This is a genomic window from Kribbella sp. NPDC026596, from assembly GCF_040638415.1.
Classification (GTDB): Bacteria; Actinomycetota; Actinomycetes; order Propionibacteriales; family Kribbellaceae; genus Kribbella.
The window spans coordinates 42,562-57,486 of sequence record NZ_JBEZYF010000011.1 but is presented as its reverse complement, the minus strand read 5'-3'; the positions used below and the strand labels follow the sequence as shown (position 1 = coordinate 57,486).

Genomic DNA, 14,925 nt, shown 5'->3' with positions numbered 1-14,925 from the left:
TCGCACTTACCGGCCGCCGACCTCGAGCTCGTTGTTGACAAAGGGAAGCAGCACCTCGACCGACCGGTGCCCGTCATGCAGGTCCCGGACGTACGACGGCCCGGCGTCGGCGATCTTGCGGGCCGTGTCGCGCTCGGCGACCAGCCGCTCGATCACCTCGGACAGGTCGTCCGGCGTCGCCTCCGCGATCGGCAGGCCGGTCGGGAGCAGGTCGCGAACCGGGTCCGCGACGTGCCCGACGGTGACCCGGCCGGCCGCCATCGCCTCGCAGGCGAAGACGCCGTACGTGCCGAGCAGCAGTTGGTCGACCACGATGTCGGCGCTCTTGACCAGCTCGGCCAGCTCCGCGTGCGGAACGCCCTGGACCCGCTGGTACCTGATCAGGCCTCGCGCATCCAGGTCCGCCAGCACAGGATCGACGTACGCCGAACCCTTCAACGCACTCGCCGACGGTGCGTGCAGGACCACCGGCACCTCGCGCTCCAGCACCGGCTGGGTCGACCCGAACTCCTCGACGTCCACGGTCAGCGGCAACCAGATGCCGTTGTCAACGAACTCCAGCAGGTCCGGCGTGGTGACGAAGATCGGGCCTTCGTACCCCTCCAGGTGCTGCCGCATCAGGTCGTTCGCGGACTGCAGCCGCGTCGTCAGCTCGTCGTCCGGGTTGTGGAACGGCGACCACCGGTACCGCGCCCGGTGTAGAGCCGGATCGCGGATCTCCGAACCGTGGAAGACCAGCCCGTGCTTGATGCCGGCCTGGTCCAGCGTCGGTACGTCGTTCGTCCACAGCTGCCCGGGCTCCTGACCGAACATCGGCCGGCCCGCCTCGAACAGCACATGGGTGACCTCGCGCAACGCGTACGCCGTCAGCTCCAGCTGCCAGCGCAGATCCGACCGGTACTGCTGATACGTCCCGGTGCGGTGCACGCGGAAGTCGAAGGCGCCACTGTCCGTGGTCAGCGACTCGGCCTTGAGATCCGAGACCTCACGCTCGAGCGCGGTCGCCCACAGCCAGGCCTGGCCGGCACTGTTGACCGGACCGATCAGCAACCGGCGCTGCTTCTTGATCGCGCGGCCCCCAGGCTGAACGACCTCGAGCTGCCGGCCGACCAGTTCGCCGTACAGGCTGCGAAGCTTCGCCGCCTGCCCGGCCCAGGACACTTCCTGCTGGTAACCGGGGTCCGCGACCCGCTCGCGGTAGGAGTCGAGGTCACCGAGGACCGTGCGGACCTTCGACGCCAGATCGTGCGCGTCGGCGGCGACGAACACCTCGCCGATCCGGGTCCGGTCGACGAACTCCTTCATGCTCGGCATGTCGGAGACCACCACCGGCAGCCCCGCGAAGGCGTACTCGAACAGCTTGTTCGGCAGGGCCATCTCGTGGCTCGGGTACCGCAGGATCGGGATCACGCCGACATCCGCGGTCCGCAGGAACGCGACCACCTCGTCCGGCTTCACCGGGTCCAGGCAGTGCAACCGGTCCTGCACCTCGAGCGACACGGCCTGCGCCTGCAACTCCCGGACCGCGTCCGTCTCCACACTGGGCACGCACACGACAGCCAGGTGCACGTCCGGCAGGTCGACCAGCGCCTGTACGGCGGTGTGGATGCCACGCGCGCGCGTCACACCACCGCTGTAGACCAGCAGCGGTACGTCGGAAGCCAAGCCGATCCGACTGCGAAGGTCGGACACCTCGACCGACACGTCCGCCGGGTTCGGCGTGTTCATGATCACGATGGGCTCGTGGTCGAGCTTGTGCTCGCGCTGCAACCGCTGGGCGATGGCCGGGCTGACCGTGATCACCCGGTCGGCGTCAGCGATGTACTCGGCCTCGTGGTTGGCCCAGGCCGCGATCGAGCGCCGGGTGCGAGCGCCGTACCGGGACAGGCCGGCGACGTACTCGTGCGCGTCGTAGACGACCTTCAGGTCCTTGCCGCGCAGCTTCGCCCGGCCGGCGGCGCGGGTGGCGACGCCGATCACGTGCATGTCGTGCGCGTGCACCACATCGGGCTCGAGGCGGTCGATCAGATCACCGAAGGCGATCTCGAGGTCCAGCGCCTCCGGGTGCAGCTTGCGCCACGGGGCCGGCCACCCCAGCCGGTGGATCACCCCGTCGTACGCACGCCAGCCGAACTTGAACGGCCCGTCGGCCTTGCTGCCGACTCCCGTGCGCACCCGGGTCGCCTTCTTCGCGGCCTGCCAGCGCGACCGGCGCAGCAGCCGGGCGGCCGCGCCGAGCTTGAACTCGAGCGGATTTCCCTGGCCCGCCTCGGCCCGCGCGATGGCGCGTCCGGAGTCGGCCTTCAGCTCCTCGAGCTCGGCCTGGATCCGCTGGCTGCGGGCGACAGAGGTAGACCGGTACTTGAACCCCACCAACGGCGGCCGCCAGTCCCGGCGCGCCGCACGACTGCGCTTGCGCTCCTCCCGCAGGGCGAACGGCACCGCAACGCGGACGATCAGCGCGCCGTCGAGCATCTCCCTCGACGGCAGGTCGCCGGCCGAGACACCGAGCACAGTCACCTCTGCTCCGGTCTCGGCCAGAGCTTCGGCCTCCTTGCGGACCCTACTGTCGTTGGTGACGTCGTTCGCGACCATCATCACGACCCGCAGGCCGGGATGTGTCACTGGCTGACCGACCTTCCGATCACGATCCGGCGCACGCCCGCCCAACGAGCCGGGTCGGTGCGGTCACGGCCGTCGACGAGCACCTTCACGCCCGGCAGCTCGGCCGGGGTCAGCTGCGCGTACTCGGCGTGGTCTGCCTGCAGCACTGCCGCGTCCACCGGAGCGCCCAGCGCGTACGGCGTGAAGCCGAGCTGCCGCAGCTCCTCATCGGTGTATAGCGGGTCGTGCACGGACACCTCCGCACCACGGGCCTTCAGCGCCTCCACGGCCGGGAAGACCCCGGAGAACGCCGTCTCCTTGACGCCACCACGGTATGCCGCGCCGAGCACGGCCACCTTGGCTCCGGTCAGGTCGCCGTACGCGCCCTCGAGCAGGCCGATGGTGTACTCCGGCATACCGAGGTTCGCCTCGCGGGCGGCCCGGACGACGGTGGCCTCCGGGTCGGTCCACAGGTAGAGCCGCGGGTAGACCGGGATGCAGTGGCCGCCGACCGCGATGCCGGGCCGGTGGATGTGGCTGTAGGGCTGCGAGTTCGAGGCCTCGATGACCTGGTGGACGTCGATGCCGTTCTCACCGGCGAACCGGGCGAACTGGTTCGCCAGGCCGATGTTGACGTCGCGGTAGGTGGTCTCGGCCAGCTTCGCCAGCTCGGCCGCCTCGGCCGACCCCAGGTCCCAGACGCCGTTGCCGCGCTCCAGGTCCGGGCGCTCGTCGAAGTCGAGCACGGCCTCGTAGAAGGAGGTGGCGCGCTTGGCGCCTTCCTCGGACAGGCCGCCGACCAGCTTCGGGTACTTGCGCAGGTCCGCGAAGATCCGGCCGGTGAGCACCCGCTCGGGCGAGAACACCAGGTGGAAGTCCTGGCCCTCGGTCAGGCCGGAGATCTCCTCGATCATCGGCTTCCACCGGTTGCGGGTGGTGCCGACCGGGAGGGTGGTCTCGTAGCTGACCAGGGTGCCCGGGCTGAGGTGCTCGGCCAGTGACCGGGTGGCGTTCTCCATCCAGCCGAAGTCCGGCTCGCCGGTCTGCTCGTCGACGAAGAGCGCCACGACCACCACCACCGCGTCGCTGCCGGGGATGGCGTCCGCGTAGTCCGTGGTGGCCCGCAGGCGGCCGTCGGCCACGGTCTCGGCCAGCAGTTCGGCCAGGTGCGCCTCACCCGGGAACGGCTCCTGTCCGGCGTTCACCTGGTCGACCGTCGCCGGATTGATGTCGACGCCGATGACCTCATGCCCCTTGGCCGCGAACTGGACCGCCAACGGCAGCCCGATCTTGCCTAAGGCAACAACACTGACACGCACAGGAACTCCACTAGGTAGTGATTCTTCGTCATCGGGGCCCCCGCAGCTTCCGTTCCAGCGGGTGTTCGACGAACTTGTACAGCAGCCACGCAGCGAAGATCGAGATGGCGCACACACCGGCGTACCAGGTCAGGTTCGACCAGCCGATCGGGCCGGCCACACCGTGCTTCTCCTTGATCGCGTACAGGATGGTGGCGTGCACCAGGTAGAAGGCGTACGACCACTTGCCGAGGGCGACCATCGGACGGCTGCGCAGCAGTGACCGGCCGCCCCGGGTGTCGCGGGAGGCGACGGCCAGGATCAGGAAGCCGTACAGCAGTGTGAGTTCTTCCTTCTGGGTCAGGCTCATGGTGATCGCGAACGGAATCTTGGTCGGGTGCGAACCTGAGTACCACAGAAGGAACAGGCCGCCGGCGGTGACCAGGAAGGCGAACCAGACCGGGATCCGCGGCTTCCAGCCGGTCCGCAGCGCGATCGCCAGGCCGATACCGAACAGGAACGCGACCGAGTGCAGGATCGGCTGTGGCAGCACCGGTACGACGTCCTTGTAATGGAACAACACCAGCCGATAGGCGCCACCGACGAGAATCACGGCCGCACACAGCATCAGGCCGCCGGCCACCTTGAGCCTGGCCGTGGCCCGGTGCACGAACGGGAAGTAGGCGTAGAAGAACGCCTCCACCGACAGCGTCCAGGAGGCCGGATTGCCGCCGTACAGGATGTTCGGGTCGTTCGACCAGCCGTGCAGCAGGAACACCGACAAGATGATCACGGTCATCGAGACCGGCTTGATCCACCACATTCCGTCGGGCGGATCGAACCGGTAGAACACGAAGATCGCCGCGACCAGCGCGACCATGTGGGCCGGCCAGATCCGGGCGAACCGGCGGCGGTAGAAGGTACGGACCTTCGTGCCCGGCTGGGCCGACCAGGTCAGCACGAAACCGGACAATACGAAGAAGAACGTCACCCCGGAGGTGCCGTACTTCAGGAAGTCGAAGATCGGCAGCGGCGCCAGGTTGGTCATGTGGTGGCAGAACACGAAGAACGCCGCCCACCAGCGCAGGCCGGTGAGCGACTCCACCCGCGGCAGTCGCTTGTGGGGCTCGGCCGTCGGCTTCCCGGACTCACCCGGGAAGGCCCTGACCGGAGCACCCGGAGGCGGCGTGACCGTGTCGGTGGACGTACTGGCCGGAGCCGCCGGCCCCGGAGAGCCCGGGGTGGGCGGCTGGCTCTGTTCTTCGGCGGCTTTGGTCACGTAGTTACTCCGTGAGAGCAGTGACGACACGCTCGGCAGCGTGCCCGTCTCCGTAGGGCATGGGGCGGTCGGCTGCCGGCGCCGGCCGGGAGGCCAACTCGGGCAGCTTACTCATGTCGGACGCGAGGACGTTCCAGCCCTCCTCCAGCGTCTCGACCCACTCGGTCTCGGTGCGCAGCGTGGTGCAGACCCGGCCAAGGAGGAAGGCCTCCTTCTGCAGGCCGCCGGAGTCGGTGACCACACCGGACGAGCCGAGCACGGCCGCGACCATCTCCGGGTACGCCAGCGGCTCCCGGACATGCAGCGAACCGTCCGGACGCTCCAGCTTGATGCCGTGCTCCGCGCACTTCATCACCAGCCGCGGGTGCGCCAGCAGCAGCACCGGGTAGCCGGCGTCGGCGAGGCCGTCGACGATCGCGGCCAGCCGGGCCGGGTCGTCGGTGTTCTCGGCCCGGTGGATCGTCGACACGACGTACTCACCGCGCTTCAGACCCTCAGGCAGGTCGAACGATTCGTTCGACACCGCGTCGCGGACCCGGAAGCACACGTCCGTCATCACGTCGCCAATGAGCCGCGCCCGGTCCTTCAGGCCCTCGTTCTCCAGGTGTTCCATCGCCACCTGGGTCGGGGCCAGCAGGAGGTCGGCCGCGTGGTCGGTCAGGACGCGGTTGTGCTCCTCGGGCATCCGCCGGTTGAACGACCGCAGCCCGGCCTCCAGGTGTGCCACCGGCAGGTGCATCTTCACCGCCGACAGCGTCCCGGCGAGCGTCGAATTGGTGTCGCCGTAGACCAGCACCCAGTCCGGCTGGTGCTCGTCCAGTACGGCGTCCATCGCGGCCAGCATCGCACCGGTCTGGACGCCGTGGCTGCCCGACCCGACGCCCAGGTGGACATCCGGGGCCGGGATGCGCAGGTCGGCGAAGAACACGTCAGACATGTTCTTGTCATAGTGCTGCCCGGTGTGCACGATCACATGCTGGTGATCGGTGGCGGCGAACGCCTCCGCCACCGGTGCCAGCTTCACGAACTGCGGGCGTGCCCCGACAACACTGAGAACCTTCACGACTGCGCCGCTCCGGCGTCCGACGCGATCTTGATCGTCCGGTCCTCGGCGGCCGACTGGATGACGGCCTCGGCGACAGTGACCGTGCTCAGACCCTGGTGCAGGGTGACGATGTCGGCCTCCTTGCCCAGCACCGCATCCCGGAACGCCTCGTGCTCGGTGCGCAGCGGCTCCGGCTTGCTGATCGCGTAGCGGATCATGTCACCCTCGCTGACACCGCGGAAGTGCGCGACGTCGTCCCAGGCCGTGGCCACCGTGCCGTTGGCGTGGAAGGACAGGTCGGCCAGCAGCGTGTCGGCGATGAACGCGCCCTTCTCACCGGTGACGACGGTGAGCCGCTCCTTCATCGGGGACAGCCAGTTGACCAGGTGGCTGGTCACGGTGCCGTCGGCCAGCCGGCCGGTCACCGCGATCAGGTCCTCGAACTGCCGGCCGCTCTTGTGAGCGCTCTGCGCGGACACCGCGACGAACGGCGACTGGCACACCCACGCGGACAGGTCGATGTCGTGGGTCGCCAGGTCCAGTACGACGCCGACGTCGGCGATCCGGGACGGGAACGGGCCCTGGCGGCGGGTGGCGATCTGATAGATGTCGCCCAGCTCACCGTTCTCGAGCCGGGCCCGCAGCGCCTGCAGCGCCGGGTTGTACCGCTCGATGTGCCCGACCGCGCCGATCACGCCGGCAGCCTCGAACGCCTTCGCGATCTGGATCGCCTCGGCCGAGGACCCGGCCAGCGGCTTCTCGATCATCGCGTGGACGCCGGCCGCGGCCAGCGCCGCCGCGATCTCCGCGTGGTACTGCGTCGGGACCGCGACCATGCAGTAGTCGATCCCGGCCGCGATCAGCTGCTCGATGTTCTCGTACACGGGCAGGCCGTCGGCCACTCCGTGCTTGTCGCCGTTGGGGTCGGCCACGGCCACCAGGTCGACTCCCTCGAGGGAGCCCAGCACCCGCGCGTGGTGCCTGCCCATCATGCCCAGGCCGATCAGTCCGGCTCGCAGCTTCGCCATCTCACGCACCAGCCTTCGCCACGGTGTTCACCGCGGCCACGATCCGGTTCAGGTCGTCCTCGGACAGCGAGGGGTGGACCGGCAGCGAGAGCACCTCGGCCGCGGCCTTCTCGGTCTCCGGCAGGTCCAGCTCGCGCTGGAACGACGGCAGCCGGTGGTTCGGGATCGGGTAGTAGACGCCGCAGCCGACGCCGTACTCGTTCCGCAGCGCGTTCGCGAAGCCGTCGCGGTCCTCGGTCACCCGGATCGTGTACTGGTGGTACACGTGGGTCGCCTCGGCGGCCACCGCCGGGACAGTGACACCGGCCAGGTTCGCGTCCAGGAAGGCCGCGTTCTCCTGCCGCTGCTTGGTCCAGCCGCCGACCTTGGTCAGCTGCACGCGGCCGATGGCGGCGTGCAGGTCGGTCATCCGGTTGTTCAGGCCGACGACCTCGTTCTCGTACTGCTTGAGCATGCCCTGGTTGCGGAAGAGCCGCATCCGGCGCTCGAGGTCGGCGTTCGCGACCGAGTTCATGCCGCCCTCACCGGACGTCATGTTCTTGGTCGGGTAGAGGCTGAACATCGCGAACTCGCCGAAGGTGCCGACGGGAGCGCCGTTCCAGGTGGCGCCGTGGGCCTGCGCGGCGTCCTCGTAGATCTGGATGCCGTGCTTGTCGGCGATCGCCTGCAGCGCGGTGATGTTGGCCGGGTGGCCGAACAGGTGCACCGGCATGACGGCCTTGGTCTTCTCGGTGATCGCGGCCTCGACCGCGGCCGGGTCCAGGCAGAAGTACGTCGGCTCGATGTCGACGAAGACCGGGGTCGCACCGGTCAGCGCGACGCTGTTGGCGGTCGCGGCGAAGGTGAAGGACGGGACGATGACCTCGTCACCCGGTCCGACACCCGCGGCCAGCAGGCCGAGGTGGAGACCCGACGTGCCCGAGTTGGTCGCGACGCACGCCCGGCCGGAGACCAGCGCTGCGCCGAACTCCTGCTCGAACGCCGCCACCTCGGGGCCCTGCGCCAGCATCCCGGACTGCATCACCCGGTCGACGGCCTCGCGCTCCTCCTTCCCGATGATCGGCTTCGCGGCCGGAATCGGCTGCACCATCAGTTCTCCTCCACGTCTTCACCGGACGGCCGCAGCCGCCCGTCGGTTTCGATGTACGTCTCACCCGTGTTCGGGCACTTCCATTCGCCGTTGCCGACCTCCAGCAACGGCACCCCCGCACGGCCGACCCACTTGATCCGGCGCGCCGGCACCCCCGCGACCAGCGCGAAGTCTGGCACGTCCTTGGTCACCACCGCACCCGCGGCAACCGTGGCCCAGCGGCCGATGGTGACCGGCGCCACGCAGACCGAACGCGCACCGACCGCACTGCCCTCCTTCAGCGTCACGCCGACCGGCTCCCAGTCGTGGCCGCTCTTCAGCGAGCCGTCCGGGTTGATCGCCCGCGGGAAGTGGTCGTTGGTGAGCACCACCGCCGGGCCGATGAACACGCCGTCCTCGAGCACCGCCGGCTCGTAGACCAGGGCGTCGTTCTGGATCTTGCAGTTCTTCCCGACCCGCACGCCGGAACCGATGTAGGCACCCCGTCCGACGATGCAGTTCTCACCCAGCACCGCGTTCTCGCGGATCTGGGACAGGTGCCAGACCGACGACCCGTCACCGATCTGGGCGGATTCGTCGACGTCAGCGGATGCTGCGATGCGGGACGTCACTGATTCTCCTTCGAAGTGAGCCAACTGCTGAGGGCAACGGTCGAGCGGCTTCCGTCGTGCAGCTCCGCCACGAAGCCGGGGCCGGCGGCCGCCAGCTCGGCGGCGGCCTCGCGGTCGGCGATCAGGCCCGCGACGACATCACCCAGCGTGTCGGGATCCGCCTCCACGATCGGCACCTCTCGCCCAGTCAGACTACGCACCCGCCGGCGCACGTCGTCACCGACGTACGAGACCACGATCCGCTCGGCGGCCAGTGCTTCCGCGGCTGCCACGCCGTACAGGCCGATTCTGAGTTGGTCGACGACGATGTCGGCGTCGCCGATCACGCTCGGCATCCGGTCGTGCGGTACGCCGGTGATGCGCCGATACTCCAGTACCCCGCGCTCGTCCAACTCGGTCAGTACGGCGTCGATCCGGTCCGAGCCCTTGAGCTGCGCGTTCGACGGGACGTGGACGACGACCGGCCGCTCGCTCGTGAACAGCGGACGGGCCGCCTGCCGCCACGGAGCCGGGTCGATCGCGACCGGCAGCCACTGCGCGTCCGGTAGGTCATCCAACAGATCGACCGTCGACACGAACACGGGCAGGTCGAGGATCTCGACGAGTTCGGCATGCCGGCGCGCCTGCTCCTCCAGCCGCTCGGTCAGGTCGTCGCCAGGCCTGAACGGCGACCAGCGCTCGCGCTTCGCGTGCCGGCTGGGCAGGCGGATGTCAGAGCCATGGAAGACCAGGCCGACGTCGATGCCCGCCTCGCGCAGGGTGGCGATGTCGGCGGCCGCGTCGGGGTAGCCGCGGGCGCCGAAGATCGGGCGCAGCGACTCGACCAGGACGTGCGTGTAAGAACCGACGGTGTGCTGCTCCTGCGCGCGCTGCCAGCGAGGCTGGCCGAACCACGCAAGCGGTACGCCGTAGTCGTCGGCGAACTGGAACTGTTCCTTGCGGTGCAAGGCGAACGAGACGGCACCGACCCCTTCGATCTCTTCGGCTGCCTGTGCCCAGGCGTAGCCCTGACCGGCGGAGTTGGTCGGTCCGACCAACAGCCGCACGGGGGTCGTCGGCACCGGCGGGAACGCCGGCAACTGCGCGTACGAGTACCGCACGCCGCGCAGACGCCGCCGGACCGCTCCAGCGGTCCGCGCGAGTGGCGCCGGCAGGTGCTCGCGGATCGAACGCGACACCGTCATGGAATCACCCATTACCTGCCGGTGCCTTCAGCTGGTCGAGCTCGCGACGGGCGGCCGGGAGACCGAGCACGACCGGGGTGCCCGGCCTGCGCCTCCCCAGGTTCCAGCCGGCCCAGATCGCACCGGAGTCCAGGGCGACGACGACGTCGGCCTTCTCGATCGTGCTCATCACGTCGGGGCGGCTGAGAACCCTGGCCCAGTAGGTCTTGCCCAGCTTCTGGCCGGCGCGATTGCTCCGCAGGAACTTCGCCCCCTTCTTGATTGCCTCCGGCAACACTCTGCCGGCGGACCGGCGAGCCCGCCACAGCGCGGCCCGCACGCCACGCTTGGATCCGGTCGGCCCCGGCTTCAGGGCGGGAGCGGGCTCCGGCTCGGGCTCCGACGGCGACGCGACCGGCATGCGGCCCGGACCGATCAGGGTGAAGCTGTTGACCTTGTCCTCGACCGGCCCGTCCGGGCCCACCCAGCCGATGACGTCGAGGACGAGATCCGGGTCGCCACCGAGGTCCTCACGGACGGTGTCGAAGTACGCCGGTGGGAGCCGGCGGGTGCTCAGCAGTACGACGGTCTTCACGCCGGAACCCCCTGCACCGCCCCGGCGAGCGCCTCGATCCGCGGATCGAGCTGCACCTCTCGCCGGTACGACGCGCCGAACTCGCGCGCCTTGGTCCGGATCCCCTCGTCCGCCGTACGAGCGGCGTGCGCGGCCTCGATCAAGGCGGCGGCGATCGCCTCCGGCGTCACGTCTTCGACCGGGAACCACAACGGATGACCGCGCAGTACGTCGGACGCCGCGTTCTCCGGGTCGTGCACGGACACGATCGGCAGGCCGGTCGCGAGGTACTCGAACACCTTGCCGCTGGTCACGTACCGGCCCTTGCCGAGCATCAGCAGCTGGACGTCGAACTCGTCGTACGCCTTGGCGATCTCAGCCTTGCCGACCGGCCCCTCGTAGCTGACGCCCTCGTCCTTGGCGTGGTCGATGGTCGCGAGCATGTCGGCCCGCGGCTGCGCGTAGTACCCGAGGTAGCCGTGGATCTTGGCCTTCGCGCCGGCCAGCTCCTCCGACGACGAGCGGGCGAGCCGCCAGCCTTCGACGAACTCGGCCAGCGGCACCTTCGGCGAAACGGTTCCGACGTACCCGAAGACCAGCGGGCGATCCGTCACGGCACCGCGGTCGCGCGTGTCCGGCACCAGGTCGGCGTCGAAGCCGTTGGCGACGGTGTGCATCTTGCCGGCGTGGGCGGGGTAGAGCTTCTCGTGCCACTCCTTGATCGGGTCGTTCACGAACCAGACCTCGCGAGCGGACTCGACCAGCTTCTTCTCCCAGCGGGCCGCGCGGCTGTTCGGCTCGTGCAGCCGGTCACCGGTGAAGACGTCCAGCAGCCAGGCGTCGCGGTAGTCCATCACGTACGGGACGCCGTACTTCTTGTTCAGGTGGTACGCCGCCGAGAAGACGACGTGCGGGTTCGCCGTGGCAACGGTGAGGTCGACCTTGTGCGCCTTGTGGATCCGGTCCGCGGCCTTCTCGATGATGGAACGCCACGGCCCGTACCCGGTCTCCGGGAACGGGATCTGGTCCTGCTTGGTCCGCCACTTGCTCCACAGCTTCGGGTTCGCAGCGCGGGTCCTGGACCAGGTGCGCAGGTCGGCCTCCAGGATCGGCCACTCGAACGGCACCCGGACGACCTCGATCGACGGGTCGACCCGCTCCTCCAGGGTCAGGTCGACACCGGTGAACCGATGGAAGGTCTCACGTTCGGCCGTCAGCACGGTCACCTTCCAGCCGAGCGCGGCGAACCGGTTGGCCGTGGCCAGGGCCCGGTAGACACCGCCACTTCGGCAGGGTGGGAAGCCCCAGGCGACGTACAGCAGATGGGGACGGCTGTCGGTCATCCTCTTCCTCTTAGCAGGTTGAGGATCGCGTCGGCCAGCTCGTCGTACGGCGTGGTCGCGGCCAGATGCTCAGCCGCCCACTCCAGCGCGTGGTCGCGCAGTTTCTCCAGCTCACCGGGATCCGCGGACCAGCGCCGCAGGGTCTCGGCCGCCTCCGCGACCGAATCCACCAGGACGCCGCCACCGGACTCCTCGATCACCTTGGTCTGCCGGGGCAGCCGGGTGGAGAGCACGGGAAGACCGCTGGCGAGGTATTCGTAGATCTTGGACGGCATCGCTTCCACGAAGGCCGGTGTCGGCTGGAGCATGGCGAGGCTCGCCCAGGCGCCCTGGGCGATCCGCCAGGAGTCGGCAGGTGGCTGGCGCCCGTGCAGCCGGACGCGGCCGGCCAGGTCGGACTCCTCGATCCGGGCCTCGAGCCGGTCCCGGTCCGACGGTGCGACCGGGCCGACCAGGTCGAGGGACCACTCCGGCGCCGCGGCGACGGTCTCGACCATGTCGAACAGACCACGGCTCGTTCGCAGGTCCCCGACGTACACCGCGCGGGGTGCGCCGGTCGGCGGGGAGGGCGCGAGGAAGCCGTGATCGGGAAGGTTCTGCACCACCAGGCGGCGCTTCGCGTGGTGCGGCGCCAGGTGCGAGTCGGCGACGACGGTGAGGTCGGCGCCCGCGGCCAGCTTCGACCCGGCGCGCACGATCAGCCGGGCCGGCAGTCCCGCGGCTCCTTTGGCCCACGCCCGGTCGGCCAGCAGCCTCTCGTAGTCCTCGTGCACGTCGACGACCAGCTTGCGCCGCCGGATGGTGGTGACCAGCCGGGTGACCGGGATCATGTCCGGATCGACCGTCATCACCACCTTGGCGTTGGTGCGCCACGGCAGCACGGCGGTCCGGGCCAGCCGCTGGACCAGGTTGCCCCGCGGGCCGGCGTGCACAGCCGCACCGGCCGGCCCGCCGTCGGCCTCGCCCAGGCCCCACAGCTCGACGCGGAGGTCCCGGTTCTGCAGAGCCGCGGTGATCTTGTGCAGGCGTGCGTCGGCGACGTCGTGACCGGTCGTGATGATCCCCACGTCCGGCGTCCGTGACCCGGAATTGGGCATGGTCAGAGGTCCTCGAGGGAGACGGATTCCTTTTCGCCGACCTGCAGGAACTTGGTGTAGGCCTGGATCACCTCGTTGGGCTCGCCACGCATCATCAGCTTGCCCTTGTGCAACCAGATGCAGTCGTTGCACATCTCGCGGACACTGCTCATCGCGTGGCTGACCAGGAACATGGTCCGGCTGTTCGTGACCAGTTCCGACATCTTGGCCGCGGCCTTGGTCTTGAACGACGCGTCACCGGCGGACAGGGCCTCGTCGATCAGCAGGATGTCCGGGTCCATGTGCACGGCGACCGAGAACGCCAGCCGGCTGAACATGCCGGACGAGTACGTCCGCATCGGCATCTCCATGAAATCGCCGAGCTCGGCGAACTCGGCGATCTCCTCGTACCGGGCCTCGATCTCCTTGCGGCTCAGACCGGCCGCGAGTCCACCCAGTACGACGTTCTCCTTGCCGGACAGCGCCGCGTTGAAGCCGACGCCGAGTGACAGCAGGGTGGAGACCCGGCCGTGCACCTCGATCCGGCCCGAGGTCGGCGGCAGGATGCCGGCCACCGCGCGCATCAGCGTCGACTTGCCGGCGCCGTTCGCGCCGATGATGCCGATGGTGGTGCCGTGGTTGACGTCGAAGGACACGTTCTGAACGGCCTTGACCTCGCGGACCGCGCGCTCGCCACGGCCGAACCGGACCAGTGCGCTCTTGAAGGTGGGGACCCGCTCGAACGTCGTCCGGTAGGTGATGGACACGTCCTGCACCTTGACGGCCGGAACTTCCGCCGTGGTTTTCTGCATCGGCTTCTTCTCGGTCTCAGAGACGGACAACGAACTCACGCTCCCTCGACATGAAGAACAACGAGCCGACCACGAACGCCAGCAGCGCCCAGAATCCACCGGCGGCCCACAGCTGCCACTTCGGGATGTCACCACGGACCAGCAGGTCGGTCCACCCGCCGATCAGCGAGTAGAGCGGGTTGTACTGGATGAAGCCCTTGAACTTCGCCGGCGCCTGCTCCGCGAACCAGAGCACCGGGGACAGGTACAGCCAGATCCGGACGAAGTACGGCAGGAAGCTGGTGGTGTCGCGGAAGTACACCTGCAGGGCGGCGAAGATCATCCCCATGCCGGCCGCGAAGACCGTCAGCATGATCAGGAACGCCGGGGCCAGCAGCATCTGCCACTTCAGCGGCTGCCGCATCGCCAGGTGGATGAAGAAGTAGACGACCAGAGTGGGCAGGAAGCGGAAGAACGCCGTCCGCACCGCCGACAGCGGCAGCAGCATCCGCGGGAACGACTGGTTCATCAGCAGCTTGCCGCCGCCGACCACACTGGCCGCGCCGGCGGTCATCGCACCGGAGAAGTAGTAGAAGGCGAACAGGCCGCCGCACATGTGCGCGAACCGCTCCGCGGCACCGATCCTCGAGCCACCGCCGGCGATGATGTCCGTCAGCAGGTAGTAGACGGCCGCCAGCAGCAGCGGGTTCAGGACCAGCCAGATCTGCCCGAAGAAGGTGTTCGTGTTGGCGGCCCGGATGTTCGTCCGGGACATCTCCGCCGCGAACTCCCGACGCTGCCACAGTGCCTTGAAGTAAGGACGCAGCGCCGGCAGGCCGACCTTGTGCGGTTCGTACACATGCACCGACGGGTTGAACTCCTCGTCGACGCTAGTCGCGTTCATTCAGGCGACGCCTCTCTCTGCCAGATGTCGTGTCTCCGCCCGGTACGACGGCGGGCCACGCAGACCGGAAAGCAGAGTAGCGGATCGTCGTCATGGCCGACGACACAGTGGTCCTCCAT

The 14,925-nt window shown here is 69.1% G+C and carries 13 protein-coding genes; all 13 read right to left on the bottom strand.

The window, feature by feature from the left end:
- Window positions 1-6: 6 nt before the first annotated feature.
- Genes AB0E63_RS11640 through AB0E63_RS11580 form a run of 13 tightly spaced genes read right to left on the bottom strand, consistent with a single transcriptional unit; the run spans window position 7 to window position 14,806 of the window.
- A complete protein-coding gene (locus tag AB0E63_RS11640; RefSeq protein WP_360364378.1) occupies window positions 7-2,625 on the bottom strand; it encodes a glycosyltransferase in 2,619 nt (872 codons plus the stop codon).
- Window positions 2,622-3,923 (bottom strand): nucleotide sugar dehydrogenase, encoded by a 1,302-nt coding sequence (locus AB0E63_RS11635; protein WP_360364376.1) that lies wholly within the window; start codon window positions 3,921-3,923, stop codon window positions 2,622-2,624. The genes AB0E63_RS11640 and AB0E63_RS11635 overlap by 4 nt, the downstream gene beginning before the upstream one ends.
- A 28-nt stretch (window positions 3,924-3,951) precedes the next feature.
- Window positions 3,952-5,181: an acyltransferase family protein gene (locus tag AB0E63_RS11630; RefSeq protein WP_360364374.1), complete on the bottom strand. Its 1,230-nt coding sequence runs from the start codon at window positions 5,179-5,181 to the stop codon at window positions 3,952-3,954.
- A 4-nt stretch (window positions 5,182-5,185) separates the two neighbouring features.
- Complete coding sequence (wecB, locus tag AB0E63_RS11625) at window positions 5,186-6,244, bottom strand: UDP-N-acetylglucosamine 2-epimerase (non-hydrolyzing) (RefSeq protein WP_360364372.1); 1,059 nt, start codon at window positions 6,242-6,244, stop codon at window positions 5,186-5,188.
- Window positions 6,241-7,254: a Gfo/Idh/MocA family oxidoreductase gene (locus AB0E63_RS11620; RefSeq protein WP_360364371.1), complete on the bottom strand. Its 1,014-nt coding sequence runs from the start codon at window positions 7,252-7,254 to the stop codon at window positions 6,241-6,243. The genes wecB and AB0E63_RS11620 overlap by 4 nt, the downstream gene beginning before the upstream one ends.
- 1 nt (window position 7,255) lies before the next feature.
- Entirely contained in the window at window positions 7,256-8,347 is a 1,092-nt protein-coding gene (locus AB0E63_RS11615; protein ID WP_360364576.1) for a DegT/DnrJ/EryC1/StrS family aminotransferase, read from the bottom strand.
- Window positions 8,344-8,955, bottom strand: a complete 612-nt coding sequence (locus AB0E63_RS11610; RefSeq protein WP_360364369.1) for a DapH/DapD/GlmU-related protein — start codon at window positions 8,953-8,955, stop codon at window positions 8,344-8,346. Before AB0E63_RS11610 ends, AB0E63_RS11615 begins: the two co-directional genes overlap by 4 nt.
- Complete coding sequence (locus tag AB0E63_RS11605; protein ID WP_360364368.1) at window positions 8,952-10,139, bottom strand: hypothetical protein; 1,188 nt, start codon at window positions 10,137-10,139, stop codon at window positions 8,952-8,954. Before AB0E63_RS11605 ends, AB0E63_RS11610 begins: the two co-directional genes overlap by 4 nt.
- A gap of 4 nt (window positions 10,140-10,143) precedes the next feature.
- The gene (locus AB0E63_RS11600) at window positions 10,144-10,713 is read right to left on the bottom strand and encodes a hypothetical protein (RefSeq protein WP_360364366.1); all 570 of its coding nucleotides are present in this window, start codon (window positions 10,711-10,713) and stop codon (window positions 10,144-10,146) included.
- Complete coding sequence (locus AB0E63_RS11595) at window positions 10,710-12,035, bottom strand: glycosyltransferase (protein ID WP_360364365.1); 1,326 nt, start codon at window positions 12,033-12,035, stop codon at window positions 10,710-10,712. Before AB0E63_RS11595 ends, AB0E63_RS11600 begins: the two co-directional genes overlap by 4 nt.
- Window positions 12,032-13,132 (bottom strand): glycosyltransferase, encoded by a 1,101-nt coding sequence (locus AB0E63_RS11590; protein ID WP_360364363.1) that lies wholly within the window; start codon window positions 13,130-13,132, stop codon window positions 12,032-12,034. Before AB0E63_RS11590 ends, AB0E63_RS11595 begins: the two co-directional genes overlap by 4 nt.
- A 2-nt stretch (window positions 13,133-13,134) precedes the next feature.
- Window positions 13,135-13,923 (bottom strand): ABC transporter ATP-binding protein, encoded by a 789-nt coding sequence (locus AB0E63_RS11585; protein WP_360364361.1) that lies wholly within the window; start codon window positions 13,921-13,923, stop codon window positions 13,135-13,137.
- A gap of 16 nt (window positions 13,924-13,939) precedes the next feature.
- A complete protein-coding gene (locus tag AB0E63_RS11580) occupies window positions 13,940-14,806 on the bottom strand; it encodes an ABC transporter permease (RefSeq protein WP_360364359.1) in 867 nt (288 codons plus the stop codon).
- Window positions 14,807-14,925: the final 119 nt, after the last annotated feature.